This is a genomic window from Bacillus sp. FSL R5-0659 (genome assembly GCF_038008785.1).
Lineage (GTDB): Bacteria > Bacillota > Bacilli > Bacillales > Bacillaceae > Bacillus > Bacillus safensis.
The window spans coordinates 2,873,835-2,898,840 of sequence record NZ_JBBOZU010000001.1 but is presented as its reverse complement, the minus strand read 5'-3'; the positions used below and the strand labels follow the sequence as shown (position 1 = coordinate 2,898,840).

General features: G+C 42.0%; 29 protein-coding genes and 1 riboswitch. Of the genes, 19 read left to right on the top strand and 10 right to left on the bottom strand.

Annotated features, from left to right (window positions below; all coding sequences use genetic code 11):
- Positions 1-30: 30 nt before the first annotated feature.
- From NSQ72_RS15005 to NSQ72_RS14995, 3 genes are read right to left on the bottom strand one after another with little or no spacing between them, the layout of a single operon-like run.
- Positions 31-1,152, bottom strand: coding sequence for a Ger(x)C family spore germination protein (locus NSQ72_RS15005; protein ID WP_099663708.1), 1,122 nt, complete (start codon positions 1,150-1,152; stop codon positions 31-33).
- Entirely contained in the window at positions 1,149-2,243 is a 1,095-nt protein-coding gene (locus NSQ72_RS15000; protein WP_341084436.1) for a GerAB/ArcD/ProY family transporter, read from the bottom strand. Before NSQ72_RS15000 ends, NSQ72_RS15005 begins: the two co-directional genes overlap by 4 nt.
- A complete protein-coding gene (locus tag NSQ72_RS14995; RefSeq protein WP_126682298.1) occupies positions 2,230-3,654 on the bottom strand; it encodes a spore germination protein in 1,425 nt (474 codons plus the stop codon). The genes NSQ72_RS15000 and NSQ72_RS14995 overlap by 14 nt, the downstream gene beginning before the upstream one ends.
- 112 nt (positions 3,655-3,766) lie before the next feature.
- Here NSQ72_RS14995 and NSQ72_RS14990 point away from each other — a divergent pair, with 112 nt between their 5' ends.
- Complete coding sequence (locus NSQ72_RS14990) at positions 3,767-3,934, top strand: YvzF family protein (protein WP_003213147.1); 168 nt, start codon at positions 3,767-3,769, stop codon at positions 3,932-3,934.
- An 89-nt stretch (positions 3,935-4,023) separates the two neighbouring features.
- Positions 4,024-5,418 (top strand): class II fumarate hydratase, encoded by a 1,395-nt coding sequence (gene fumC, locus NSQ72_RS14985; protein ID WP_024423418.1) that lies wholly within the window; start codon positions 4,024-4,026, stop codon positions 5,416-5,418.
- Positions 5,419-5,466: 48 nt separating this feature from the next.
- Here fumC and NSQ72_RS14980 read toward each other — a convergent pair whose 3' ends face one another.
- A complete protein-coding gene (locus tag NSQ72_RS14980) occupies positions 5,467-6,345 on the bottom strand; it encodes a TetR/AcrR family transcriptional regulator (protein WP_039181310.1) in 879 nt (292 codons plus the stop codon).
- A gap of 192 nt (positions 6,346-6,537) precedes the next feature.
- Here NSQ72_RS14980 and spxO point away from each other — a divergent pair, with 192 nt between their 5' ends.
- On the top strand, positions 6,538-6,702 hold the full coding sequence (gene spxO / locus NSQ72_RS14975; protein ID WP_003212782.1) for an anti-adapter protein SpxO: 165 nt from the start codon (positions 6,538-6,540) through the stop codon (positions 6,700-6,702).
- A 20-nt stretch (positions 6,703-6,722) separates the two neighbouring features.
- Here spxO and NSQ72_RS14970 read toward each other — a convergent pair whose 3' ends face one another.
- Both NSQ72_RS14970 and NSQ72_RS14965 read right to left on the bottom strand, forming a co-directional pair.
- Positions 6,723-8,054 carry a HAMP domain-containing sensor histidine kinase gene (locus NSQ72_RS14970; protein WP_341084433.1) on the bottom strand — a complete coding sequence of 444 codons (1,332 nt, stop codon included), beginning with the start codon at positions 8,052-8,054 and terminating at the stop codon, positions 6,723-6,725.
- On the bottom strand, positions 8,051-8,728 hold the full coding sequence (locus NSQ72_RS14965; RefSeq protein WP_075611893.1) for a response regulator transcription factor: 678 nt from the start codon (positions 8,726-8,728) through the stop codon (positions 8,051-8,053). The genes NSQ72_RS14970 and NSQ72_RS14965 overlap by 4 nt, the downstream gene beginning before the upstream one ends.
- 327 nt (positions 8,729-9,055) lie before the next feature.
- On the opposite strand from NSQ72_RS14965, the gene NSQ72_RS14960 reads away from it, so the two are divergent.
- A complete protein-coding gene (locus tag NSQ72_RS14960; RefSeq protein ID WP_151284744.1) occupies positions 9,056-10,462 on the top strand; it encodes a S1C family serine protease in 1,407 nt (468 codons plus the stop codon).
- A gap of 47 nt (positions 10,463-10,509) precedes the next feature.
- Here the strand turns inward: NSQ72_RS14960 and NSQ72_RS14955 are convergent, their stop codons facing one another.
- Positions 10,510-11,352: an oxidoreductase gene (locus NSQ72_RS14955; protein ID WP_341085038.1), complete on the bottom strand. Its 843-nt coding sequence runs from the start codon at positions 11,350-11,352 to the stop codon at positions 10,510-10,512.
- A 113-nt stretch (positions 11,353-11,465) separates the two neighbouring features.
- On the opposite strand from NSQ72_RS14955, the gene NSQ72_RS14950 reads away from it, so the two are divergent.
- From NSQ72_RS14950 to NSQ72_RS14940, 3 genes are all read left to right on the top strand, one after another.
- The gene (locus NSQ72_RS14950) at positions 11,466-11,912 is read left to right on the top strand and encodes a YusW family protein (RefSeq protein ID WP_180272447.1); all 447 of its coding nucleotides are present in this window, start codon (positions 11,466-11,468) and stop codon (positions 11,910-11,912) included.
- 146 nt (positions 11,913-12,058) lie between these two features.
- Complete coding sequence (locus NSQ72_RS14945; protein ID WP_008347057.1) at positions 12,059-12,889, top strand: ABC transporter ATP-binding protein; 831 nt, start codon at positions 12,059-12,061, stop codon at positions 12,887-12,889.
- 71 nt (positions 12,890-12,960) lie between these two features.
- Positions 12,961-13,212, top strand: a complete 252-nt coding sequence (locus NSQ72_RS14940; protein WP_058838132.1) for a DUF2573 family protein — start codon at positions 12,961-12,963, stop codon at positions 13,210-13,212.
- Between the two features lie 33 nt (positions 13,213-13,245).
- On the opposite strand, the gene NSQ72_RS14935 is transcribed toward NSQ72_RS14940, so the two are convergent.
- Genes NSQ72_RS14935 through NSQ72_RS14925 form a run of 3 tightly spaced genes read right to left on the bottom strand, consistent with a single transcriptional unit; the run spans position 13,246 to position 14,020 of the window.
- A complete protein-coding gene (locus tag NSQ72_RS14935; RefSeq protein WP_039181293.1) occupies positions 13,246-13,593 on the bottom strand; it encodes a spore coat protein in 348 nt (115 codons plus the stop codon).
- An 11-nt stretch (positions 13,594-13,604) separates the two neighbouring features.
- A complete protein-coding gene (locus tag NSQ72_RS14930; protein ID WP_047202428.1) occupies positions 13,605-13,856 on the bottom strand; it encodes a hypothetical protein in 252 nt (83 codons plus the stop codon).
- A gap of 26 nt (positions 13,857-13,882) precedes the next feature.
- A complete protein-coding gene (locus NSQ72_RS14925) occupies positions 13,883-14,020 on the bottom strand; it encodes a YuzL family protein (RefSeq protein ID WP_003212904.1) in 138 nt (45 codons plus the stop codon).
- Positions 14,021-14,219: 199 nt separating this feature from the next.
- Here NSQ72_RS14925 and NSQ72_RS14920 point away from each other — a divergent pair, with 199 nt between their 5' ends.
- From NSQ72_RS14920 to metQ, 12 genes are all read left to right on the top strand, one after another.
- The gene (locus tag NSQ72_RS14920) at positions 14,220-16,607 is read left to right on the top strand and encodes a 3-hydroxyacyl-CoA dehydrogenase NAD-binding domain-containing protein (RefSeq protein ID WP_341084429.1); all 2,388 of its coding nucleotides are present in this window, start codon (positions 14,220-14,222) and stop codon (positions 16,605-16,607) included.
- A 12-nt stretch (positions 16,608-16,619) separates the two neighbouring features.
- Positions 16,620-17,795, top strand: coding sequence for an acetyl-CoA C-acetyltransferase (locus tag NSQ72_RS14915; protein ID WP_024426007.1), 1,176 nt, complete (start codon positions 16,620-16,622; stop codon positions 17,793-17,795).
- Positions 17,796-17,809: 14 nt separating this feature from the next.
- Complete coding sequence (locus NSQ72_RS14910; RefSeq protein WP_341084427.1) at positions 17,810-19,591, top strand: acyl-CoA dehydrogenase family protein; 1,782 nt, start codon at positions 17,810-17,812, stop codon at positions 19,589-19,591.
- A 111-nt stretch (positions 19,592-19,702) separates the two neighbouring features.
- The gene (locus NSQ72_RS14905; RefSeq protein ID WP_024423406.1) at positions 19,703-20,059 is read left to right on the top strand and encodes an arsenate reductase family protein; all 357 of its coding nucleotides are present in this window, start codon (positions 19,703-19,705) and stop codon (positions 20,057-20,059) included.
- A 66-nt stretch (positions 20,060-20,125) separates the two neighbouring features.
- Positions 20,126-20,509: a glycine cleavage system protein GcvH gene (gene gcvH, locus NSQ72_RS14900; protein WP_008347039.1), complete on the top strand. Its 384-nt coding sequence runs from the start codon at positions 20,126-20,128 to the stop codon at positions 20,507-20,509.
- Between the two features lie 44 nt (positions 20,510-20,553).
- Positions 20,554-20,790, top strand: coding sequence for a YusG family protein (locus NSQ72_RS14895; RefSeq protein ID WP_039181284.1), 237 nt, complete (start codon positions 20,554-20,556; stop codon positions 20,788-20,790).
- 131 nt (positions 20,791-20,921) lie between these two features.
- Positions 20,922-21,266: a toprim domain-containing protein gene (locus NSQ72_RS14890; RefSeq protein ID WP_024423404.1), complete on the top strand. Its 345-nt coding sequence runs from the start codon at positions 20,922-20,924 to the stop codon at positions 21,264-21,266.
- A gap of 13 nt (positions 21,267-21,279) precedes the next feature.
- Positions 21,280-21,582, top strand: coding sequence for a thioredoxin family protein (locus NSQ72_RS14885; RefSeq protein WP_024426005.1), 303 nt, complete (start codon positions 21,280-21,282; stop codon positions 21,580-21,582).
- 120 nt (positions 21,583-21,702) lie between these two features.
- Positions 21,703-22,044 (top strand): SCP2 sterol-binding domain-containing protein, encoded by a 342-nt coding sequence (locus tag NSQ72_RS14880; RefSeq protein ID WP_024423403.1) that lies wholly within the window; start codon positions 21,703-21,705, stop codon positions 22,042-22,044.
- Positions 22,045-22,146: 102 nt separating this feature from the next.
- Positions 22,147-22,255, top strand: a riboswitch (SAM riboswitch).
- A 154-nt stretch (positions 22,256-22,409) separates the two neighbouring features.
- On the top strand, positions 22,410-23,435 hold the full coding sequence (locus NSQ72_RS14875) for a methionine ABC transporter ATP-binding protein (protein ID WP_024423402.1): 1,026 nt from the start codon (positions 22,410-22,412) through the stop codon (positions 23,433-23,435).
- Positions 23,428-24,096, top strand: coding sequence for a methionine ABC transporter permease (locus tag NSQ72_RS14870; RefSeq protein WP_079919062.1), 669 nt, complete (start codon positions 23,428-23,430; stop codon positions 24,094-24,096). Before NSQ72_RS14875 ends, NSQ72_RS14870 begins: the two co-directional genes overlap by 8 nt.
- Positions 24,097-24,110: 14 nt before the next feature.
- Positions 24,111-24,932 (top strand): methionine ABC transporter substrate-binding lipoprotein MetQ, encoded by an 822-nt coding sequence (metQ, locus tag NSQ72_RS14865; RefSeq protein ID WP_024423400.1) that lies wholly within the window; start codon positions 24,111-24,113, stop codon positions 24,930-24,932.
- Positions 24,933-25,006 lie beyond the last annotated feature (74 nt).

Here is a 25,006-nt window from a genome sequence, read left to right as displayed (position 1 = left end):
ACCCTTTTTTTCTTACCATTTTAACATACTCTATAAAGATTGTGTTGCGCCCTTAGTCCCGAAGTCACGGATTTTCACATTTGCCTTGTAACGAATGTCCGATTCACTAAAAATCTCATCCCAATGCTTCGCTTCTTTTCGAAAGTCCTTCGGATACGCAATACTGGCTTTTTGAGAAAACCCGCAAATATCTGCTTTGATCTCATGCTGTAATTCCCCAATGAAATCTTTTACAGTTTTCTTTAATTGACGCTCCACTGCACCCTCAATCTCTTGAAGATACTTCTCATTAAATGCATTCTCACGCTCATTCCAATCCTCAGATAATCTTCCATCAAGCTCTACTGATACATCAAATTGATATCTTCCGCTGGCTTTTTTCTTCGTTTCAATGTTGTGTTTCAGTTTAAATATTTCATAAGAATAGATGCTGTGGTCATATTTAAATTCAATGACTCCACCTTTTCCTTCCCCTGTCAATAGGTTGTATGACTGCACGGCTAACGGAGAGATGTCGGTGAGAAATCGTTTGTTTTTAATAATAGAGGCACCGTCGAGTATTAATTTCCCTTGATCCACACTGACTTTTGGAACAGCAAAAGATACGTTGTTTTGCATAGCAGTAGAAATATCTCCTAATGAAACAGGCTTTAACATACGGATGGTCGATTTTGTATTCCCCGAAATATCATATAATGTAGAAGAAGCAGGCTGCCCATCATCATTGATTTTCAGCAAGTCTCCAGGCTTTTCAGCGGTCATAAAGACAAGGCTTCCTCTCCGCGTTTCATTGTCGCGAATAAATTGATTGATGACGAGGTCGAAATTATTTTCATTGATAAGCTCCTCAGAAAATAAATACACCCTCAGCTGCTGGGCGAAAATCCGATGGCTTTTGAGAGTCGTTGTTCGGAATATTTGATGCACGGAATCACCGCTAGTTTCAATAATCTTTGTTGGGTCTTTTACGCTGGATTCCTGTTCAATTTTTTGAGGAACAAGGACTTGCATAGATATTTTCAGCTTATGACCGTTATCTCCTTTATCTAAGCCATAACCAATCGCCATGTTGAGCTCCTCAATATTGGTACTATCCCAGCATCCACTTAATAGAACAAGGGCGAGTAATGCAAAGACCTTCTTCTTTTTCATGCTGTTTTCCGCCTCCTTTTCAAAAACACGATGATAAATAAGAGAAACGGGAGGATACCGAATAAAAGGAAAAATAAATGGTTTACATACGTTAAATAATTGCGCACTGTATCAACATCCTTTGGGAAAATGGCGGCAAAGTAGATGACAATTCCCATCAGCGCGAGCACGATCTTTTTAGGGAATTTTGTGAGTTTTGATAACCCCATTGCAGCAAAAAACGTATATCCTACAAAGCTCGTATAAAGTTGAACAAGCCAAACGATGAGCAAAAAGGATTCGATTCGCTCAATAAAGATTCCTTGTATATCAAACGATTGAAATAAGGCAATCGTCGGCCAAGTCAAAGTCGCTGTTTCTTTCACCGTGAACGCACCAACGACAAGAATATAGGTGAAAATATAGATGATCGCAGGAATCAAAAAGCCGACTGCGCCATAAGCAAAGGTGTGTTTTTGCGTTTTCATATAGACAGGCATAAACAGTATCATTTCAATGCCAACAAACGAAATGGCTGATGCGTTAAGGGATTTGAAGACAGGGGAGAATCCCTCTCCTAAAACAGGCCGGAGGTTATCTAACTTAAATTCTTGAACACTGAGTCCGTATGCAACAAATAAGATAATCAAGGTGACAATGAGGAAAAAGGGGCACAGTCTGGCAAAATCACCAATCCCACCGACTACGAGATAAAGGCCAACCAAAATAAAGCTGATCATTGTCACTGCTACAGGTGTGTTTTGAAGCAAAAAAAACTTCACCATTTCCGACATCGCTCGTACTTCATAGCTGGCAACGCCAAGAAAATAAATAATAATCAATATGTTAGCAAGAGCGCCAATGTACTTTCCAAGACCCTCATTTGTATAATCATAGTAAGAGGAGAAGGGGACTTTTTTCATCATAAGGACATTTGCAAAAATAAATATAATGTAAATGGCACTCATGAGCAAGAGCGCAATCCAGCCGTCAGGTGTAGCTGCAGCTTGAGCCATTGCTCTTGGCAGAATCATCATACTTGCACCTAATGTTGTATTGGCAATAATGGCACTTGCCTGATAGCTGGTGATCGACTCTTTATGATTGACCATATCGTTCTCCTTTCTTTTGATTTTTCAAAGGCAATCGAATGATGGAATTGTCTTCATTTTTATAGCTGAACACAAAATCTGGTGAAAAATAAGGCGTACCAAAACTTTTTTGCCGTGTTAAATGAGTAAGGAGAACGAGCATGAACAGCACAATCCCATATAAACCCAAAGTAGCTGCCGTAAACATAGACACAAAGCGGAGCACGCGGAACGACATGCCCATCCCGTATTGAGGAACAGTAAAGGACGCAAGGGCAATCACACTGACGATAATCACCATGATTGAGCTCACAATATGAGCCTGAACGGCCGCCTGTCCGATGACAACTCCACCTACAAGTCCAATCGTTTGACCGAGCGGATTTGGCAGCCTTAAACCCGCTTCCCGCAGCAGCTCAATCGTTATTTCCATAATGAGTGCCTCCACAATAGGAGGAAATGGGACATTTTCTCTTGTACTTGAGATCGAAATAGCCAGTGTTGTTGGTAAAAGTCCTTGATGGAAGGACACAAGCGCAATATAAATAGCTGATAAAAATAAGGTCAGAAAGATAGAGGTAAACCGCAGCATCCGAATGAGAGAGGCGGCGATCCACCTTTCATAATAATCATCAGGTGATTGCATAATCGTCGCGAGAGAAGCAGGTACAATTAACACAAAAGGTGAATGATCGACAAAAATGGCGACACGTCCATTATTTAAAGCAGATGCCACTTTATCCGGCCGTTCTGTGTTTTGGACTTGCGGGAAAGGCGAGTACACATTGTCTTCAATCAGTTCCTCAAGAACACCAGAATCTTGTATATCATCAATGGTGACTTGCTTGAGTCGTTTTTTCACTTCTTTTAAAACAGACGATTGAGCCATGCCATCTATGTACATGATGGTCACTTGGGTGTACTTCTTTTGTCCAATCTTCATATCAACCGTTTTGAGATCGGGGTTTTTCAAGCGCTGTCTTACAAGAGCTAAGTTCGTATCTAAATCTTCAATAAAGCCAATTTTCGGTCCTCTCACAACTGTTTCAGAGGTAGCATCCCCTATACTGCGTTTCTTCGTTCCATGCGTTTCTAAAATGTACGCATGCTGAAAACCGTTAATCAGTACCACGCAATGCCCATCAAAAATCGCAGCGACCAATTCCTCAGAAGTCTTCACCGAACGGGTGGTCATCATCGATAAATTGGATTCCAGCTTCTCTTTTGTGAGAGACGTATGATCTTGGAGAAGCAGCTTTAAAAAGGTTTGAATCTCCATCGTTTCGTTCATTTCTTTTATGTATAAATAGTAAACAACCTGTCCGTGAGGCAACGTTTTTTTCTCATGAACCAAGTCGTCCATTTCTTTTAATTGTGGAAGGATGACGGAGAGGTTATCGTATAAGTGCTCTTTTAATGGAGTTTGATTCATTCGGATCACCCGCCTCAAATCTTTTTCTTAGCATTACCTGCTTGAAAAAACAATATTCTGTGTTACATTATTTTGTGGTAAAAGAAAGAATGAGGGTTTTGGAGGAAACAAGATGGCACAGATTCGTTTAGCAGGAACAAAAGAGGAGATCGACCGTATTCTACAGTCGTTTGACAAGCATTATGAGGTGACATATACATCAAAGGACTACGGAAAAACGAACCCAAAATACAAATATTCGAAGGATGTTCGCGTTTATATTGAACTAAAATTAAAATAAAGATAAAATTTTAATTGAAAACGCTTAAAGGATTTTCGTTTTTTGTATAGAATAGAGTTGAGTGATGAGAAGCTATGGAGGGATACATAATGACGGAATTTAGAATCGAAAAAGATACAATGGGCGAAATCAAAGTGCCGAAGGACAAGTTCTGGGGTGCACAAACACAACGAAGCAAAGAAAATTTCAAAATCGGTTCTGAGAAAATGCCAAAGGAAGTTGTGAATGCGTTTGCAATTTTGAAACGTAGCACAGCGATTGCCAACGAGCGTCTTGGCAACCTTGAAAGCGAAAAAGCAGAAGCAATTGCTGCTGTATGTGATGACATCATCAGCGGAAAGTATGACGAGCATTTCCCGCTTGTTGTTTGGCAGACAGGTAGTGGAACACAAAGTAACATGAACATGAACGAAGTCGTTGCAAATAGAGCAACTGCTTATTTGAAAGATAAAAATAGTGAGTTCAGCATTCACCCGAATGATGACGTTAACCGTAGCCAAAGCTCAAACGATACATTCCCAACGGCTATGCACGTGGCAGCTGTTTTAGCTGTGTACAAAAAATTGCTGCCTGCTATTGACCAGTTAAGAACAACTCTTGATGAGAAAGCAAAAGCGTATCAAGAGATTGTGAAAATCGGCCGTACGCACTTGCAGGATGCAACACCGCTGACAGTAGGCCAAGAAATTAGCGGCTGGGTATACATGCTGGACCGTTCAAAAGAAATGATTCTAGAATCAACTGAAAAAATGAGAGAATTAGCCATTGGCGGAACTGCTGTTGGTACAGGCATTAACGCACATCCTGAGTTCGGTCAATATGTTGCTGAGGAAATCAGCCAGCTGACAGGTCAAACATTCAATTCTTCACCAAACAAATTCCATGCGCTGACAAGCCATGATGAAATTACGTATGCGCATGGTGCCTTAAAAGCACTTGCAGCTGATTTAATGAAAATTGCCAATGATGTGAGATGGCTTGCAAGTGGCCCACGCTGTGGAATTGGCGAATTGATCATTCCTGAAAATGAGCCGGGAAGCTCTATTATGCCAGGAAAAGTCAACCCAACTCAAAGTGAAGCTTTAACTATGATTGCAGCACAAATCATGGGGAATGATGCCACAATCGGTTTTGCGGCAAGCCAAGGAAACTTTGAGCTGAACGTATTCAAGCCAGTCATCATTTATAACTTCCTGCAATCAGTTGAACTACTTGCTGACGGCATGAACTCATTCCATGACAAGTGTGCAGTTGGAATCGAACCAAACCTAGAAACAATTGAGAAAAACTTGAACAATTCATTGATGCTTGTGACGGCACTTAACCCGCACATCGGATATGAAAATGCAGCGAAAATTGCGAAGCTTGCTCACAAAGAAGGATTAACACTTAAAGAAGCAGCACTTCAATTAGAGCTGCTAACAGAGGAGCAGTTCGAGCAATTTGTGAAACCAGAAGAAATGGTGACACCGAAAGCAAAATAAGAAACCAGGGGCGGCTGCCCCTGGTTTTTTTCATTAAAAGTGATGTGTTTACAAATGATCCTCTTTCAAAATACGCAAAAGTGACTCAGAGTTGGTTTGAAGCGGTGCGTATAATTTTAATTGGTACAGCATGCCTTTCACGATGACTTGTCTTGGTTTTTGTTTGTTTAATTCATTTTCTAGTATGCCAAGCGCTTCAAATAATTCAGGTTCGTTCTTCACTTCATATTGTGATTCAGCAATCTCTCTTAATTCCTTTAAAAGAGATTCTGTGAGCGGATCGAATGACCGTTCATAAATCGGGCCAAACCAATCGCTCGCTTGATCTACAGAAATGAGAGGAAGGTCATTTCGCTTCATCATACCGCCCATCAAATCATCGATACGATGAATCATGGTTGTGGCAAGTTCTTCTGCTTCCAGCTGAAAATCATATAAAATCGCCAGCTCGAAATAAACGTGGCTCATGCCCTCAATCGTCAAACATAAATCAGCCATATAAGGAATTGCAGCATCTCCATATACTTGTTTAATGTTATCAATGTGAAGCTGGATGGTCGCAAGCCTAATTTGTTTTGCGAGCTGCTGCGTTTCTTCATTCAGTGGAAGCGCCCTGTCGCTCAGCTGCATTTTAATAAAATCCTTTTGCTGCAAAATATTATCGTAATAGACAGTGAGCTGTTTTCGGTAGGCTTCTTTTGGTGTGCCGCCCTCTGTTTGAACCTCATGAATCCGGGTAAATACCTTATCGTAATAGTAATGAAGGATCGAAATGAGCAATGCTTCCTTTGATTTAAAATAAAGATAAAAAGCACCCTTTGACATGTGGCATTCATCCGCAATTTCCTGAACAGACGTTGTGTTGTAGCCTTTGCTGGCAAATAATTTCATGCCAGCCTCAATGATCATTTTTTCTTTCTTTTTCAATATGAATGTCATCCTTTCTTACCGAGAGACAAATGTCTTAGGAAACGTGCGCAAAGAGATATGACTTATCGGTCATAAACGACGAAAGTTTTCAAAAATTAATCAGATTGTAACTTGTTTTTTACAGTGTAATTCTTTATATTATAAAGTAAGGTGACCAACTGGTCAAAATATGTGAAAGGATGATGTTCCATGAGAGAAATTGATGATATGATTAGACGCTTGCGAACAAAAGGGATTCAAGTAGAAAAAGTCAAAATGCCGAAAGAGACAACAATTGAAAAGAAATGGATGTATCAAGCTGGCAAAAAGATCAAAGCCACATACCGTGATTTCAATGGGTATTCATTCATCTAAAAAAGACTGCGGTCAAAAACCTACAGTCTCTTCTTTGGAACTATGATTGTATAACGTACACCTAGATCATCATTTTCAATAGATATGGACGCTTGATGCATTGAAAGGATTCTTTTGACAATGCTTAATCCAATACCGAATTCGCCCTTTTTTCCCTTACTAAAAGGTTCGTATAGGTTGGACAGCATATGTTCTTCAATTGGAGGACCGTCATTTCGAATAACAATGCGGATTTGATCCTCTTCCTGTTTCATCTGAATATCAATCTTACTTTTTGCGTAGCGAAGTTGATTTTCTAGTACATTCTCAAATAATTTGCTCCATTGTTCTGGATCGCCTTCAAGAGCAGCCTCATCATCTAAGTCCACGTTCCACTGCAATTCATTTTTCGACCAGCGTATTCGGTCGACCACTTCTAGCATCGTATTACTGATTAGGAAGGAAGAATGTGCGGGATGTTGTTTTGATAAATAATCAAGCTTTGTTAAGTACAGCAGATCCTTGATTTTCTTCTCAAGCTTTTCCGCTTCACCTTCAATGACTTCCACCGTTTGTTCAAGATCTCCCTTAGGAAAAATACCATCTTTAATGGACTGCGTGTAGCCGCGGATGACCATGACAGGTGTTTTTAAGTCATGTGAAATATTCTGCAAAAGTGTCCGTTCTGTTTCATCCTTTTGAATGAGTTTTTGTCTCATTTCTTCAATGGTATGACCAAGCTTGCCAATTTCATCTTGCCGGTCAACGATGACAGGATCGTCCCAGTCCTCTTGTGCAATCCGTTTGACGTGCTTTTCAAACGCAACGATTGGTCGGGATAAATAGCGGGCAAGCCAAATCGATGGAATCCAACTTAGTAAAATAACGGTGCCTAAGATAAAGATCAGCTGTTTAAACAGCGTAAAGGACAGGTCGTCTCGATAAGAATCTGGTGCATAGGATAGAAGAATATATGGTGTATTGCCTGATGATACCTTTTTGATGACAAAAAAGATATGCTGGCCGTTCACCTCTTCAGAATACCGTTTCGTTGCGCTTTTTTGTTTTTTCACAAACGATTGGATTTTCTCAATAAAGGCATGCGGAAAAAACTGCGCCATTTGATCTAATTCATTTGACGGAATCAAAATGTGCTGCACGGAGCGGTTTTCCGGTGTCGACTTTGGCGAGCCGTCTCGGTTTAATGGATATTCTGTCAGCACTTGCTGTTCATTTTCAATATTTTTATAAATTTCATTTGTGAAGAAGTCACGTAATGTATTAGAAAATAGAATGATCAGGACAATGGAAATGGCGAGCAAAATGCCAGAGATCACAACCCAAATTTGAAAAGCGAGCGGTTTGTTCTTCATCCTTTCAGCATCCTATAACCGAATCCATAGATGGTCTCGACCTTTAAGTCGGGCATTTTTTTGCGCAGCCGTCTAACAAGGTCATCGACTACACGATCTGTCCCGAAGTAATCGTGTCCCCAAATTTTGACGAGGATATCTTCACGAGAAAAAGCATGTCCTTGGTGATGTGTAAATAAAAGCAGCAAGTCAAATTCCTTAGAAGTTAAGTTAATGAGCTGACCCTCTTCATACACCTCTCTTACATCCTCATGAATGACATAAGAAGAAACGGTTGTGACACTTTGCTGCTGCGGGGTATCACTGTTTTTATACACAAGCTCCAGCAGCTTTTGTACCCGAATGATCAGCTCACGCGGAAGAAACGGCTTCGCAATATAATCACTGCTTCCCAGCTCTAAACCGAGGACACGGTCGATATCGGCATCACGTGCTGAAATGAAAATGACCGGTACGTCAGGTGATGCGGCTTTGATTTCTTTAATGAGGGTGTAGCCGTCTGTATCAGGCAGCATGATATCTAAAATCCATAGATGCGGCGGCTTGTTCATTGCCTCGCGTGCCGCTTCTCCGGTTAAAAAAGAGGAGACATTCCAATCCTCACTCTCTAAATATTTGGTTAACAGTTCATTTAAGTTTTGTTCATCTTCAACTAAATAAATGGTGTACGACAAAGTCTTCCACATCCTCTCAACGTCATTATAACGGGATACAAAGGCGGCATGTCAACAATCACACGCTTTTTTCACAATTTCACATATTCTTCTCATCATTATCCCATAATGTTTGATTATGATAAGGTCAAGGGAAAAAAGGGCATAGACAAAAGGCGGATGAATAGGTGCTTTTCATCAATGTGCGCACCTTGCTTTTTTTCTATGAATAAGTATTATATAATTTGACATATTGCCATAAAGTATTTTTCAATGATCTTTCCATTAAGAGGACATGAGTCCTATCTAGACATATGAAATGAAACATGATGTAAAGGAGTGCAAGCGATGGATTTCCGAAGAGAAGATGAAGAGAATAAGATGAATCATCCAGAAAACACGAATCAAGACAATGAAATGAACCATCAAGAAGATACCCATCAAGAGAATGAGAAACAAATAGACGCACCAGAAAAAGAGAAGGAACTCGTTTTACACCAGCATGAAAACGAAGCATCTGCCGCGCAGGAGAGTGTGACAAATCATTCTCCTCAAATGGTGGATGACCGTGCGTCAAAAAAGGAGAAAAAGCGGAAGGCGGCATGGCTCAGCCCGATTCTTGGAGGAATTATTGGCGGGGGTCTTGTACTTGGCATTACACCGCTTTTGCCGCAGTCACAGGATACAGCTGCCAACACGCAAACGCAAACCGCATCAAGTGAGCCGGCAGCCTCAGATAATTTCTCGACAAAACAAATCACCAATGCGACAAATGTTGCTGATATGGTAGAAGATTTAGAGCCCACCATTGTAGGGGTCTCAAACTATCAATCTACACAAAATTCATTTGGCCTGAGCGGTGATCAAACAGAAGCTGAAGCTGGAACAGGTTCTGGTGTCATTTTCAAAAAAGATGGTAAAAAAGCGTACATTATTACAAATAACCACGTTGTCGAAGGTGCCAATAAATTAAAGGTCACACTATACGATGGTAAAACAAAAGATGCAAAGCTTGTCGGCAGTGATGTCATGACAGATTTAGCCGTTGTTGAAATCAATGCTGACGGCATTGATAAAGTGGCGAGCTTTGGTGATTCTTCTAAGCTGCGTGCTGGAGATAAAGTAATCGCCATTGGGAACCCGCTCGGTGCACAGTTCTCAGGTACTGTGACAGAAGGAATCATTAGTGGTCTTGATCGTACTGTTGAAGCAAATACGTCATCTGGTACAGTGGAGATGAATGTGCTGCAAACAGATGCAGCCATTAACCCAGGAAACAGTGGGGGGCCACTGATCAATACAGATGGTCAAGTCATTGGTATTAACAGCTTGAAAATCAGCGAAAGCGGTGTGGAATCACTCGGATTTGCCATCCCAAGTAACGATGTCAAACCGATTGTAGATGAGCTGTTGAAAAATGGAAAAGTTGAACGTCCATACCTTGGCGTACAAATGATTGACCTTGAGCAAGTGCCTGAGACGTATCAGGAAAATACGCTCGGCTTATTTGATAAACAAATCGGCAAAGGCATTTACGTAAAGGATGTTTCAAAAGGTTCACCTGCTCAAAAAGCAGGCTTGAAATCTGGAGATGTCATCATCAAGTTCAAAGGGAAAGATGTAGTGAACAGCTCTCAGCTGAAAGAAATTCTTTACAAAGAAACAAAAGTCGGCGATAAAACCACAATGACTGTCATCCGTGAAGGAAAGAACAAAAATCTAGATATTACCCTTGGGCAGTCAGAGAGCGAATAAATGAAAAAAACAGGTGGATGTCAACATATCCACCTGTTTTTTTGTGCTTATTTTTTTGAAGAGAGTGTACGCAGTATGAGGTGTTCCCACATGTTCCACGGCAGAAGCTGTTTTGCTGTGAATGAAAGTCGTACGCCTTTTCCAACAAGATATCTTAGCCGTTTCAGCCGCTTCTTCTCTGCTAATCGAACAACAAGCGCTGCCACTTCATGAGGATCTCCATAGTTGGATTTCTGGGTATCAATATGGGCCATCATCTTTTGATAGAGTTTTATGTATTTCGATCCCTCTGCTGGCTGAATCATTTGCTCGTTCATGGAGGTATTCCAAATATTTGTTTGGAAAGAGCCCGGCTCAATTAAGGCCGCCTGGATACCGAACGAAGCTAGTTCAATCCGTAGGCTTTCTGTATAGCCTTCCAACGCAAACTTAGAGGATACATATGGAGAAAGTGCAGGCATTCCCATTAATCCGCTGATACTGCTCATATTGAAAATCTTTGCGCCGCTCGCCATAAACGGCAGCACTGCTTGGGTCATTTCCATCACACCGAAGACATTCACTTCAAATTGCTGGCGGTACGTGTCAACAGGAACCTCCTCCGCAAAACCAGCAAAGGCTGTTCCCGCATTGTTCACAAGCAGGGTAATAGGTGCATAGGCATGAAGTTTCTTCTGAAATGCTTGGATCGACTGCGTATCCGTCACATCTAACGCTTCAATATGTATCATGCCGGATAAAGAGGCTTGCTCGATTTCTTCAGCGAGCTTTTTTGCATTGGTTTCCTGTCTGACGCCGGCAATCACTGTATAGCCCTGCTTGGCGAGATGCATCGTGATGAGCTTGCCAAAGCCGCTATTGGCACCAGTTACAATGGCTGTTTTTTTCATCATCCGGTTCTCCTTTTTGTTTAAATTTATCATAGTGAGATGTTTTATTGAATAACAAAAAGGAGCCTGGAGAAGAATAAAAAGCGATGCTATGAAATAGGAGGAAACACATGATGTGTTGGAAGAAGGCGGGACAAATAGGAGTGCTGCTCTTTATGCTGTCCGGCTGTCAATCAATTGAACCATTACAACAAACACATGAAGCAGAGGCAGAAAGTCTGTCAGCTGTTCAAATGAAGGAACTGCCATTTCAGCATCTGCATCTGCATGTACAATATGGACAGAAAAACGAATTATACGAAGCGACCTACCGTCAGGCAAGAGGCAAAGAGGAGGCAATCATTCGTGATCATATGAATGGGGTCCGCTATGAAGGGGAAGAAGCCTTGCGTGAGATGAAGATGAAGCTGAATGATATGTCGATTCCTAGTGCAAAGATCAATGAAGCGTATGTAAATGAACTATTAGCTGCTTTTAATTTAGATGATGATTATCAGCGGATTCAGATCGATCTGAAGCTCGAGGATGGGACCAAACGTACATTCCAAAGGAAGAAATAAACGAGACTTTCTCATTTTTTAATTGAAAATGATTTTCAAGATCACTTAAATCTGATACACTAAATTGAGATAAGTGATCTTTTACGTCTGTACATAGACGATATTTCATATAAAAATTTGGATGAGAAAAGGAGCGTTTGAGCGGAATGAGTGCCATTTCTACTGAAGGTTTAAGCTTAGGCTACGGAGAAACAATGATCATCGATGAACTAAATGTATCAATCCCTAAGGGTGAAATCACAGTATTTATTGGCAGTAATGGATGCGGTAAATCCACGCTACTTCGCTCTTTGGCCCGTCTCATGAAGCCAATGGGTGGTTCTGTCCTGCTTGAAGGTCATTCCATTGCAAAATTACCAACAAAAGAAGTAGCGAAACAGCTCGCTATTCTTCCACAAGGACCAGAAGCGCCAGAAGGATTAACTGTGCATCAGTTAGTGAAGCAAGGCAGATATCCTTATCAAAATTGGCTGAAGCAGTGGTCGAAGCAAGATGAAGAAGCAGTGAATCGCGCATTGAAGTCAACAAAGATGGAAGATCTTGCTGATCGGACCGTTGATTCATTATCAGGTGGACAAAGGCAGCGTGCATGGATTGCGATGACGCTGGCCCAAGAGACCGATATTATTTTGTTAGATGAGCCGACGACATATTTAGACATGACGCATCAAATCGAAATTTTGGACCTTCTGTTTGATTTAAATGAGAAAGAGCAGCGCACGATTGTGATGGTTCTTCATGATCTCAATCTCGCATGCAGATATGCTCATCATCTTGTCGCGATTAAAGACAAGTCAATTTATGCAGAAGGCAGACCAGAAACAGTGATTAATTGTGATCTCGTGAAAAATGTCTTTGATATGAATTGCCAAGTGACAACAGATCCTCTATTTGGAACACCATTATGTATTCCGCACGGTAGAGGACGCTGTATTGTGCAGCAAGCGCAAGCTGAAACATTTCTTGCTGCAAGATAATCGTATGTCAAAAGCCTGACATCTGTGTCTCACAGAGTCAGGCTTTTTTCTGAAAAAGGAGCGGAATGTCAATGGGAAAAGAATTAGAAGAAAAGCTGGAAGGCTTGCTTGATAAATATACAGAGCTGCTGCTCGGTGAATCAACAGACGAGCTGAAACAAGATGTGAAACAATGGGTGATCTACTCTCATATTGCCAAAAGCATGCCGCCGCTAGCAAAGCATTTCAATGAAACGTATCCGGAAGCAAAAGAAGAAATCAAACACACGATTCAACGAATCAAACAGTTGAACGAAGCTCATCGCGCCAATAAAGACCGTTAAAAAACTGCCAGCATCAGACTGGCAGTTTTTTTCTTATGACATTTGTGATGATCCGTACGGAGATTGATCTGTCAGTGTTTGCTGGAATTTCTGGTGTGTCTGCTGGAGCTTTTGCTGATCAGCCGCTTCAACAGAATACCAGCCATATCGGAACATGACATCATATAAATGTCTTTGTGTTTTCTGTGTTTCCAGCGCAATTCGCTGAATATCCTGGTAAAGAGATTCATGACTGAATTCATTGAGCGCTGTGTTGTATCCACTTGTCATGTATTTTTCAGTAGACAAGAGATCTGTAACGAAATCACGATCGTTCATGTTTGTAGTTGTGGGAACCGGGGTTTGTGGATTCCCGATTTTTTGTTGGTTTTGCTGTTCCATGTTTTTTCCTCCTATTGCATAAAGCCAGTAGACTGGCCTTGCCCTGAGCTGCCTAAATGCTGAAGAATTTGTGTGTAATGCTGATGATGCATTTGGCCAACTTGATTTAATTCTTGTTTCAATGTTTGATCCTGGCAATGCTCGGCCATAAAATGAGCCTTTTTCATGGCGATCAAGTTCCAGTTGAGCATATCCTCTAAGTACAAGGAATCCTTCACTGAAATGACTTCTGGGGGCATATTCATTGGCTGATTGTTCAACATGTGTTCCTCCTTACGATTTTGTTTCCTTACTGATTCTTTTTATATTGCTGATTTTGACTGGTTTTTTTCCCGCCTAGGTCTGCTTCCTGTGATGGACCTGCGTTTCCTTTTACACTTGCAGCGCTTACGCCAGCTTTCGATGGGTTTTTCTTCAAACGAGACATGTGGACATCACCTCCATTCTTACAATTCCCTTTGATCTTTAATTCATACACCGCAAAATAAGGCACATGAGAATGTGTAAATTTTTGAAATCCGCTATTGAACTGTTTCGGAAAATCTTTTAAGATAAAGAAAGAGGCATTGCTTTTTTTTGGACAAAAAATGAATGACTGTTCATTCAAAATGTTTAGGGGGATATTTATGGGCAAACATATTCGCAAGGCGGCTGTCATTGGTTCAGGTGTCATGGGCTCAGGCATTGCTGCGCATCTAGCCAATATCGGGATACCAGTAACACTGCTAGATATTGTGCCAAATGAACTGACAAAAGAAGAAACGGCGAAAAAGCGAACGCTTGATCACCCTAGTGTTCGGAATCGATTAAGTCAAGAAGCGATGAAAAAATTGTTAAAGCAAAAGCCAGCACCTCTTACTTCAGCAAAAAACCTATCATACATCACACCGGGAAATCTCACAGACCACCTTTCCTTATTACACGATGCTGACTGGATCATTGAAGTCGTCACTGAAAAGCTCAGCATCAAACAACACGTATTCTCTCTCATCGACGAACACCGCAAAGAAGGAAGCATCGTTTCGAGCAATACATCTGGTATTTCGGTTGAAAAAATGGCAGAAGGCCGATCAGATGATTTTAAACGCCACTTTTTAGGCACACATTTTTTTAACCCAGCTCGTTATTTAAAGCTCTTAGAAATCATTCCTATTCAAGAAACAGATCCAGAAGTACTGTCATTTATGAAAACGTTTGGCGAGGATGTACTCGGCAAAGGTGTGGTTGAAGCTAAAGACACACCGAACTTTATTGCAAACCGCATTGGCACGTATGGGCTTCTTGTCACAGTGCGTGAAATGCTTGAGAACAAATACACCATTGGAGAAGTGGATTCTGTCACAGGACCTCTCATTGGAAGACCGAAAAGTGCGACCTTCCGTACACTTGATGTAGTGGGGCTTGACACATTTTCTCATGTGGCACGAAACGTCTATGAACAGGTAGAAGGAAAGGAAAAAGAGATTTTCCAGCTGCCTGAGTTTATTGAAAGAATGCTCGAAAAAGGATGGATTGGCAGCAAGGCAGGACAAGGATTTTATCAAAAAAATGGCAAGGTCATTTTAGAGCTTGATCCAGTGACGCTCACATATGGAGAGCGCACAAAGCTTAAAGATCCAGGCATTGAGATGGCGAAACAGCAAAAGGGTACAAAAGCAAAGTTGAAAGCGCTTATTTATCAAGATGGCCGTGCAGGGCAATTGCTTTGGAATATGACAGCGCCCGTACTTCTTTATTCAGCGCATCTAAAAGGCGAAATTGCGGATGATATTCAGTCCATCGATAACGCAATGAAATGGGGATTCGGCTGGCAGCACGGCCCATTTGAGCTGTGGGATGCAATAGGCGTCAAAAAAGCCGCCGAGCGCATGGAAGCAGAAGGCCACAGCATCCCAGCATGGGTGCAAGACATGCTGTCAAAAGGACACGACACATTCTATCAAGAGAATGCTGATGGAGAGCGTGCGTTTTATCAGGATGGGGCTTACGTACAGGAAAAAGGGAACGACAAACATATTTCTTTAGCTAGATTGAAAAAGAAACAGGACGTCATCTTCAAAAATTCTGGTGCGAGCCTGATTGATATTGGTGATGATGTCGCCTTGCTCGAATTTCACTCTAAAAGCAATGCCATTGGACTAGATGTCATTGATATGATCAATCGCGCTGTTGATGAGACGGAAAAGAATTACAAAGGGCTTATCATCGGAAACCAAGGGAAGAACTTCTGTGTTGGCGCCAACCTTGCCCTGATTTTAATGGAAGCACAGGACGACAATTTCTTTGAAATTGACTTTGTGATCAGGCGCTTCCAGCAGGCGATGATGAAGGTGAAATATAGCGACCGCCCAGTTGTAGCCGCACCGTTTGGGATGACATTAGGAGGCGGTACGGAGGTTTGTCTGCCGGCAGCGGCTATACAGGCGTCCAGCGAAACTTACATGGGACTTGTGGAAGCGGGAGTTGGACTGATTCCAGGGGGCGGTGGAAATAAAGAATTATATCTTCGTCACCTGCAAGGATCAGCGAAGCCGTCGCAGACGGCTATACAGGATGCCACGCTAAAAACATTTGAAACAATTGCAATGGCAAAAGTGTCAACTTCAGCTGAGGAAGCGCGGGATATGAACATGCTCCGCGTGAGCGACCGGATTAGTATGAACGGGGATCACCTGATCTATGATGCAAAACAACTGGTGCTCTCTCTTGATGAAGCCGGTTATCGTGCGCCGCTCAAGCAAAAGGTGCCGGTCATGGGAGAAACAGGCTATGCAGCGATGATTTTGGCTGCTGAAAATATGAGACTGTCAGGATACATTTCAGAGCATGACATGACCATCGTAAAAAAATTAGCTCATGTCATTTCCGGCGGGAAACTGCCATTTGGAACAGAGGTAGAAGAGCAATACTTATTAGAGCTTGAAAGAGAAGCCTTTTTAAGTCTTGTAGGAGAAGTGAAATCACAGGCACGTATGCAGCACATGCTCGTCAAAGGAAAACCTTTACGTAACTAAGGGGGAGTCAAAATGAGAGAAGCAGTCATTGTCGCTGGCGCAAGAACACCAGTAGGGAAGGCGAAAAAGGGATCGTTAAAACATGTCCGGCCTGATGATATGGGCGCATTATGTGTAAAAGAAACGTTAAAGCGTGCCGGTGAATACGACGGTCAAATAGATGATTTGATCATCGGCTGTGCAACGCCAGAAGCAGAGCAGGGGTTAAATGTAGCCCGAAATATTGGAGCACTAGCGGGACTGCCTTATACGGTACCTGCCATCACCATAAACCGTTACTGCTCGTCAGGTCTTCAGTCTATCGCTTATGCGGGTGAACGAATTATGCTCGGTCAGGCAGACACGATTTTAGCCGGAGGAGTCGAATCGATGTCGCAGGTGCCGATGATGGGGCATTCCATTCGTCCGAATGCTCTCTTGGCAGAGCAAGCACCTGAATACTACATGAGCATGGGGCACACGGCAGAGCAAGTGGCGCAAAAGTATCAGGTCACACGTCAAGATCAGGACGCCTTTGCGGTGAGGAGTCATCAAAAGGCAGCAAAGGCACTTCAAGAAGGGAAGTTTTCTGATGAAATTGTGCCCGTTGATGTAACAGAGCGACGGGTAGGAGAGCAATATCAATTAGAAGAGCATCAATTCACGTTCTCACAGGATGAAGGTGTGAGAGCAGGCACAACGGAAGAGATTCTTTCCACTTTGCGTCCAGCCTTTTCGACAAAAGGCACGGTGACCGCAGGGAACTCGTCTCAAACAAGTGACGGGGCTGCGTGTGTGATGATGATGGACCGCGAGAAAGCATCATCACTTTCTCTTCAGCCGCTCGCTAAATTCAGAGCATTTGCTGTTGGCGGTGTACCGCCTGAGGTGATGGGGATCGGTCCGGTTGAAGCCATACCGCGTGCGCTGAAGATTGCTGGACTTGAGCTGAAGGATATTGGACTGTTTGAATTAAACGAAGCGTTTGCCTCTCAGGCAATTCAAGTCATTCGCCATTTAGGAATTGATGAAGAAAAAGTGAATGTCAACGGCGGGGCAATTGCGCTCGGACATCCGCTCGGCTGTACAGGAACAAAACTAACGCTGTCACTTATTCATGAAATGAAACGGCGAAACGAGCAATTTGGTATTGTCACAATGTGTATCGGCGGGGGCATGGGAGCAGCAGGAATTTTTGAATTGATCTAAAGGGGGAAATCAGGATGAAAGCATTGGAAGATGTAAAAAAGGGTGGAAGCTTTTTAATTGATGAGACGAATTATGAGCATATCTTTACACCGGAGGATTTCTCTGATGAACATCAAATGATTGGAAAGACCACAGAGGATTATATTTTACAAGATGTGGTTCCGCATATAGATCAAATTGAAAATCATGAGTTCGAGCATTCGGTCAGGCTTCTCAAAAAGGCTGGTGAGCTTGGACTTTTAGGAGCCGATGTACCTGAAGAATTCGGCGGGCTTGGATTGGATAAAATCAGTTCAGCTATCATTACTGAAAAATTCGCTAGAGCAGGCAGCTTCTCACTTTCCTATGGCGCTCATGTCGGTATTGGTTCTCTGCCGATCGTGCTCTTCGGAAATCAAGCGCAAAAGGAAACGTACCTGCCAGGACTCGCCTCTGGTGAAACCATTGCGGCGTACGCACTCACTGAGCCAGGATCAGGCTCTGACGCTCTTGGAGCAAAAACAACTGCGGTTCTGAATGAAGCAGGTACCCATTATGTCCTCAATGGAGAAAAGCAGTGGATCACAAACTCCGCATTTGCCGATGTCTTTGTTGTGTATGCGAAGATTGATGGTGAACACTTCTCTGCTTTTATTGTCGAAAAGGATTTTCCAGGTGTCAAAACGGGACCTGAAGAGAAAAAGATGGGCATTAAAGGGTCATCGACAAGAACATTAATTCTTGAAGATGCCCAAGTACCGAAGGAGAATTTGCTTGGTGAAGCCGGCAGAGGACATGTGATTGCCTTTAACATTTTAAATATCGGACGCTATAAGCTTGCAGTCGGCACAATCGGTGCATCAAAGCGCGTCATTCAATTGTCGGCCGAATATGCGAACCAGCGTAAGCAGTTCAAAACACCAATTTCTCAATTCAGCTTAATTGGTGAAAAAGCAGCCAATATGTCAGCAAAGCTCTATGCGATGGAAAGTGCTGTTTACCGCACGGTTGGATTATTTGAACAGCGGATGGGTCTATTAAGTGACGAAGAGCAAAAAGACGGCAAACAAATTGCTCAATCCATTGCGGAATATGCGATTGAATGCTCTCTCTGTAAAGTCCTTGGCTCTGAAACGTTAGATTATATTGTGGATGAAGGCGTGCAGATTCACGGCGGATATGGATTCATGCAAGAATACGAGGTCGAAAGAGCCTATCGCGACTCACGAATTAACCGGATCTTTGAAGGGACAAACGAAATCAACCGTTTGCTTGTACCAGGTACATTCTTGAAGAAAGCGATGAAAGGAGAGCTTCCGCTGCTTCAAAAAGCGCAGACCTTACAGGAAGAGCTGATGATGATGATGCCGGAAGAGCCAGGCGATCAGCCGCTCGATCAAGAAAAATATTTGCTCGTCCATGCGAAAAAGGTCGCCTTAATGGTAGCTGGTATGGCAGCCATGAAATACGGGAAATCCTTAGACAAAGAGCAAGAAATTCTTGTGAACATAGCCGATATCGTCAATGAAATTTTTGCTGCTGAATCAGCAATTCTGCGTACGGAAAAGGCAATCGCTGCATCAGGCGCAGAAAAGAACGCTCAAAAGCTGGCTTACACACAAATTTTCACGCAGGAGGCTTTCTTAAAGATTGAAGCCCATGCAAAAGAATCCTTGATTGCGATGGAGGAAGGAGATTCACTCCGCATGAGCCTGTCAGCCCTTCGCAAGCTGACAAGATTTACTCCAATCAATGTCATCGCCAAAAAGCGTGAAGTGGCAAAACGAATCTTTGAAGCAGAGAAATATATCGTATAAGGATGGCTTAAAAGGTGCGGATATCACTCCGCACCTTTTTGTAAGCATACATTTAGGTTTTTAAAATATTTTGTGATAAAATGTTGTCACAATTTGCAGGAGGTGAAAATGGTGGCTTTAGATTTTTACGAATACCCATCTTGCGGTACATGCCGAAAAGCAAAAAAGTGGCTGGAAGCACACAATAAAGACATCAACAGCATACATATCGTCGAAGAGACGCCTGATAAAGAAACATTAAAAGCCCTTTACGAAAAAAGCGGTTTAGAGCTGAAGAAATTCTTTAATACAAGCGGACAAAAATACCGGGAGCTGCAGCTGAAAGATCAACTTCCTGCAATGTCAGAGGACGAGCAGCTAGAATTACTCGCGTCTAACGGAATGCTGATCAAGCGCCCGATTACAACAGACGGTAAACGAGTGACAGTTGGATTTAACGAAGATACATTTAAAAGCGTCTGGAAATGATGTAACTTTCATTCAGATTGTGGTATCTTCAATATAGATTGTAAGAAAAGACTGGAGGGGTATTGAATGAGCACACCAAAAGATTTACGTTATTCAGAAGAACATGAATGGGTCAAAGTAGAAGGAGATAAGGTGCGTATCGGTATTACGCATTTTGCTCAATCTGAGCTTGGCGATATCGTGTTCGTTGAGCTTCCTGAAGTAGGAGACAAAATCACAGCGGACGAGCCTTTCGGAAGTGTAGAATCAGTGAAAACAGTTTCTGAACTTTATGCACCGATCAATGGCACAATCGTCGAAGTGAACGATGAGCTGGATGACAGCCCAGAATTCGTCAACGACTCTCCATATGAAAAAGCATGGATGATCGTTGTAGAACCAGCTGATGCATCTGAAATCGAGAACTTAATGACTGCTGAGCAATATGAAGAAATGACAAAAGAAGACTAATTCATGTGAAATTGGACACTCTACCTTTATGGGGGGTGTCCAATTTGTCTTTTCAAAAAGAACAGGTGGATATAACAGAGCATGTCACTGGACGATTCAAAGAAAGCGGCATGGTGCTTTATCATCAAAATGAAGAGATTGGCACAATGATTAGTGAAAACCAATATGAGCTGAAATCGGGATATTCCTATGATCAAAATCGTTTTTATCGTCTAACGGATACATTGACCGATGGGACAGAAAAATATGTAGACTGTGACGATGAAAATGGGTGGTGCTAATCACAGAGGAGACTGCAGTGAACAAAAACTGCAGTCTTTTTGATGACGAGGCGCCCAATCTTTACAACCTGAATGAAAGATTGTAATCTAAGGAAGAAGTGAATCAACGTCAAAAGGGCCGGGTGATCGTGATGAATGTCGAGATAGAAAAGGTCATCATTGTAGAAGGTAAAACAGACAAACAAAAGCTGAAAGAAGTCATAAGTGAACCTGTTACCATCATTTGCACCAATGGCACGATCAGTACATCGAAGCTGGACCAGCTTGTGGACGATTTAGTGGGGAAAGACGTTTACATATTAGCAGACAGTGACGATGCAGGCGACAAACTGCGGAAGCAATTTCGAAAAGAATTCCCTGAAGCACTTCATCTTTTTGTCGACAGAACGTACCGCGAAGTGGCCGCTTCACCGTCAGCCCACATTGCATCTATCCTATTAGCTGCAAACATTGATGTTCATTCGAAATATTTATGAGGGTGGACGTATTATGAAAGAGATTGAAGAACACGAATTCAAAGAGATAGAGGACGATTTATTTCTTTTATACTTATATACACCGTTTTGCGGAACATGCCAGCTGGCAAAGAAAATGCTGGCAGTCGTAGACGCCATGCAGCCGGATGTACCATTTTACGAAAACAATTTAAACTACTCACCAGGCTTTGCAAAAGCATTTGAGATCGAGAGTGTTCCTTGCTTTCTACTGTTTAAAAAAGGAGAATTGGTGCAAAAAGGCTATGCCTTTCACTCAGTTCCATATCTTCATGAAATGATTGAAACCGCTAAATAAAGCGGTTTTTTGTCATATTTCAAGAAATTCATTTGAAAATTTGTCGAGTTATTTATAAAGGACAAGAAGATGTTTGTAGAGAAATGTTATGTATAACCAAATGACAGGGAGGTTATACATGTGGAAAATGTGAAAGCCCATGGTAACACAGGGCAGCGTTTACTATTAAAACCGCTGCTCTCATCATCATCCTTGAAGATTACATTTGAGGCGGAAACTGACTCTTGTACATTGATTGTGGATGAACGTGGTGAAGTGAAGAAACTACCTGCAATTGAGTTATCGGATCTCATCTTTTATGGTGAGAGGAAAGAGATTCTACAATTATTAGATGGAGATATGTCCTTACAGCAGTTAATCAGCAGAGGACAAGTCAAAGTCAAAGGGTCATTCCGTGCGCTCCTTAGACTAGAGGCAGTGCTTTGGCTGACGAACGGTTTTTTTCGAAAAATGATAACGTAGTTGTTTACTTGGAAATTAGCGATTTACAGCGTTGACATATCTGAGATAGCATGATATTCTACGTTAGTAAAAACATGAACATCACATAAAACAACATATTTTCTCTTATTAAGAGAGGTGGAGGGACGTGCCCTATGAAACCCGGCAACCGTCAGCATAGCTGAAATTGGTGCCAATTCACTCAAAGCCGCAGCGCTTTGAAAGATGAGAGAAAGGCGTAATTGACATAAAAGGCCTTTCTGCTTGCGTTGCAGTTAGGTCTTTTTTACTGACCTGACGTCAGGCTAGAGTCATGACAGAAAGAAGAATAAATAACGTATGTGATGGAAACCTATAGATTCAGCAAGAAAGCAGGTGATCAGACTGTGATTCATTTACAGAATGTATCAAAAACGTATCATTCAAAAAGCGGAAATGTTGATGCCGTGAAAGACGTCAACTTGGATATTGATAAAGGTGAAATATTCGGAATTATCGGGTATAGCGGTGCAGGAAAAAGCTCGCTTATTCGCCTATTAAACGGTCTGGAGCTGCCAACAGAAGGAATTGTTGAAGTGGCAGGCAACCGGATCAATGAAGTATCGAATGCGAAACTTCGGAAAGCAAGACAAGAAATCAGCATGATCTTCCAGCACTTTAATTTACTTTGGTCAAGAACGGTGAGACAAAACATTATGTTCCCGCTTGAGATCGCAGGTGTACCGACATCGAAACGGAGAGAGCGTGCGAATGAACTGATTAAATTGGTCGGTTTAGAAGGAAAAGAAAATGCGTATCCGTCTCAGCTTAGCGGCGGGCAAAAACAGCGTGTAGGCATTGCGAGAGCATTAGCGAATGATCCAAAGGTTCTTCTATGTGACGAAGCGACATCTGCGCTAGATCCGCAAACGACCGATTCAATCCTTGAGCTTTTGGCCGATATTAATAAACGACTAGGGCTCACGATTGTGCTCATTACACACGAAATGCACGTCATTCGCAAAATTTGTCATCGCGTCGCAGTCATGGAAAATGGACGTATTGTTGAAGAAGGCGAAGTATTACGCGTCTTCAGACAGCCAAAGGAAGAAATGACGAAGCGATTTGTGAAACAGCTTGCGGAACCAGAGGAAGCGAAAGAAACAATCGAGCACGTCTTAGAACGAGTAAAAGAAGGTCAGGTCGTACGGTTGTCCTTTATTGGAGACTCTGCCGAGCAGCCGCTGATCACTGAAATCATTCGATCCTTCAATGTCGATGTGAATATCCTTCAAGGGAAGATTTCTCAAACGCAGGAAGGCGCGTTTGGAACACTCTTTATCCACATTAATGGAGAAGAGACTGAGGTAGAAAAAGCCATCGCCTATATCCAAAGCAAACAGGTTGAAATCGAGGTGATGACACATGTTTGAGAAATGGTTTCCGAACGTTGATTTAGACGTCATCTGGAGTGCAACAGGTGAAACGGTGTATATGACACTGATTTCATTGGCATTTGCCTTTGTCATCGGGATTATCCTAGGGCTCCTGCTCTTCCTTACAGGAAAAGGCGGTCTTTGGGAAAATAAACCGATTAATGCTGTCATCGGCGCTGTCGTCAACATTTTCAGATCGATTCCTTTTATCATTTTAATTATTCTTTTACTAGGGTTCACGAAATTCTTAATGCATACGATTCTTGGTCCAAATGCAGCACTCCCTGCCCTTGTCATAGGGTCAGCTCCATTCTATGCACGTCTTGTCGAAATTGCACTGCGTGAGGTAGACAAAGGAGTCATTGAAGCAGCACGATCAATGGGAGCGAAAACGTCGACAATCATTTTCAAAGTATTGCTGCCAGAATCATTGCCAGCCCTTATTTCAGGTATTACCGTAACAGCGATTGCTCTAATTGGCTCTACTGCGATTGCAGGTGCAATTGGAGCAGGCGGACTTGGTGACCTCGCCTATGTGGAAGGGTACCAATCTGGTAATACAGATGTCACACTTGTAGCCACTGTGTTTATTCTGATCATCGTCTTTATTATTCAAATAATCGGTGATTTGATTACAAATAAAATTGATAAACGTTAAGGGAGGATTTATTCATGAAGAAATTGATTTTAAGTGCACTATTTCTAGCATTTGCAGGTATTTTAGCTGCGTGCGGTTCATCTAATAACGCAAGTGAAAGCAAAACCATTACGGTTGCCGCATCAAAAACGCCGCATGCCGAAATTCTTGAAGAAGCAAAACCACTTCTAAAAGAAAAAGGCTACGATTTAAAAGTGAAAGTGCTTAGCGATTATAAAATGTACAACAAAGCGTTAGCTGAAAAAGAAGTGGATGCGAACTTTTTCCAACATATCCCTTACTTAAACGAAGAAAATAAATCAAACAAAGATTATAACCTAGTGAGTGCTGGTGCGGTTCACCTTGAGCCTTTCGGTATCTACTCTAAGAAATACAAATCAGTAAAAGATATTCCAAACGGCGGCACAATCATCATGACAAACAACGTAGCTGAACAAGGCCGTATGCTTGCCCTTCTGCAAAATGCTGGTGTCATCAAACTTGATCCAAAGGTTGATACAATCAACGCAACAGTAAAGAACATTAAAGAAAACCCAAAGAACCTAAAATTCAAAAAAATCGCGCCTGAATTAACTGCGAAAGCTTATGAAAACAGTGAAGGCGATGCTGTATTTATCAACGTCAACTATGCGATCCAAAATAAATTGAATCCGAAAAAAGATTCAATCGAACTTGAGCAAACAAAGAACAACCCATATGCAAACATCGTTGCGGTTCGCAAAGGTGACGAAAAATCAGATAAGATCAAGGCATTAATGGAAGTTCTTCACTCTGATAAAATCAAAGAATTCATCGACAAAAAATATGACGGTGCAGTATTGCCTGTATCTGAATAACAACATTTCGACCTCGCTTCTTTCAAAGCGAGGTTTCAGCATGTAGACAAACCCTCGCATTCTTTGTCAGTTCT

Excerpts from the sequence above, each read along its gene's own strand:
- spxO (WP_003212782.1), top strand. The coding sequence starts at position 6,538 with ATGAGAGAAATTGATGATATGATTAGACGCTTGCGAACAAAAGGGATT.
- NSQ72_RS14935 (WP_039181293.1), bottom strand. The coding sequence starts at position 13,593 with ATGGAACAGCAAAACCAACAAAAAATCGGGAATCCACAAACCCCGGTT.
- gcvH (WP_008347039.1), top strand. The coding sequence starts at position 20,126 with ATGAGCACACCAAAAGATTTACGTTATTCAGAAGAACATGAATGGGTC.
- NSQ72_RS14995 (WP_126682298.1), bottom strand. The coding sequence starts at position 3,654 with ATGAATCAAACTCCATTAAAAGAGCACTTATACGATAACCTCTCCGTC.
- NSQ72_RS14885 (WP_024426005.1), top strand. The coding sequence starts at position 21,280 with ATGAAAGAGATTGAAGAACACGAATTCAAAGAGATAGAGGACGATTTA.
- NSQ72_RS14950 (WP_180272447.1), top strand. The coding sequence starts at position 11,466 with ATGTGTTGGAAGAAGGCGGGACAAATAGGAGTGCTGCTCTTTATGCTG.
- NSQ72_RS15000 (WP_341084436.1), bottom strand. The coding sequence starts at position 2,243 with ATGGTCAATCATAAAGAGTCGATCACCAGCTATCAGGCAAGTGCCATT.
- NSQ72_RS14945 (WP_008347057.1), top strand. The coding sequence starts at position 12,059 with ATGAGTGCCATTTCTACTGAAGGTTTAAGCTTAGGCTACGGAGAAACA.
- NSQ72_RS14930 (WP_047202428.1), bottom strand. The coding sequence starts at position 13,856 with ATGTTGAACAATCAGCCAATGAATATGCCCCCAGAAGTCATTTCAGTG.
- NSQ72_RS14970 (WP_341084433.1), bottom strand. The coding sequence starts at position 8,054 with ATGAAGAACAAACCGCTCGCTTTTCAAATTTGGGTTGTGATCTCTGGC.
- NSQ72_RS14915 (WP_024426007.1), top strand. The coding sequence starts at position 16,620 with ATGAGAGAAGCAGTCATTGTCGCTGGCGCAAGAACACCAGTAGGGAAG.
- NSQ72_RS14920 (WP_341084429.1), top strand. The coding sequence starts at position 14,220 with ATGGGCAAACATATTCGCAAGGCGGCTGTCATTGGTTCAGGTGTCATG.
- NSQ72_RS14925 (WP_003212904.1), bottom strand. The coding sequence starts at position 14,020 with ATGTCTCGTTTGAAGAAAAACCCATCGAAAGCTGGCGTAAGCGCTGCA.
- fumC (WP_024423418.1), top strand. The coding sequence starts at position 4,024 with ATGACGGAATTTAGAATCGAAAAAGATACAATGGGCGAAATCAAAGTG.
- NSQ72_RS14910 (WP_341084427.1), top strand. The coding sequence starts at position 17,810 with ATGAAAGCATTGGAAGATGTAAAAAAGGGTGGAAGCTTTTTAATTGAT.
- NSQ72_RS15005 (WP_099663708.1), bottom strand. The coding sequence starts at position 1,152 with ATGAAAAAGAAGAAGGTCTTTGCATTACTCGCCCTTGTTCTATTAAGT.
- NSQ72_RS14990 (WP_003213147.1), top strand. The coding sequence starts at position 3,767 with ATGGCACAGATTCGTTTAGCAGGAACAAAAGAGGAGATCGACCGTATT.
- NSQ72_RS14870 (WP_079919062.1), top strand. The coding sequence starts at position 23,428 with ATGTTTGAGAAATGGTTTCCGAACGTTGATTTAGACGTCATCTGGAGT.
- NSQ72_RS14960 (WP_151284744.1), top strand. The coding sequence starts at position 9,056 with ATGGATTTCCGAAGAGAAGATGAAGAGAATAAGATGAATCATCCAGAA.
- NSQ72_RS14955 (WP_341085038.1), bottom strand. The coding sequence starts at position 11,352 with ATGAAAAAAACAGCCATTGTAACTGGTGCCAATAGCGGCTTTGGCAAG.
- NSQ72_RS14940 (WP_058838132.1), top strand. The coding sequence starts at position 12,961 with ATGGGAAAAGAATTAGAAGAAAAGCTGGAAGGCTTGCTTGATAAATAT.
- metQ (WP_024423400.1), top strand. The coding sequence starts at position 24,111 with ATGAAGAAATTGATTTTAAGTGCACTATTTCTAGCATTTGCAGGTATT.
- NSQ72_RS14890 (WP_024423404.1), top strand. The coding sequence starts at position 20,922 with ATGAATGTCGAGATAGAAAAGGTCATCATTGTAGAAGGTAAAACAGAC.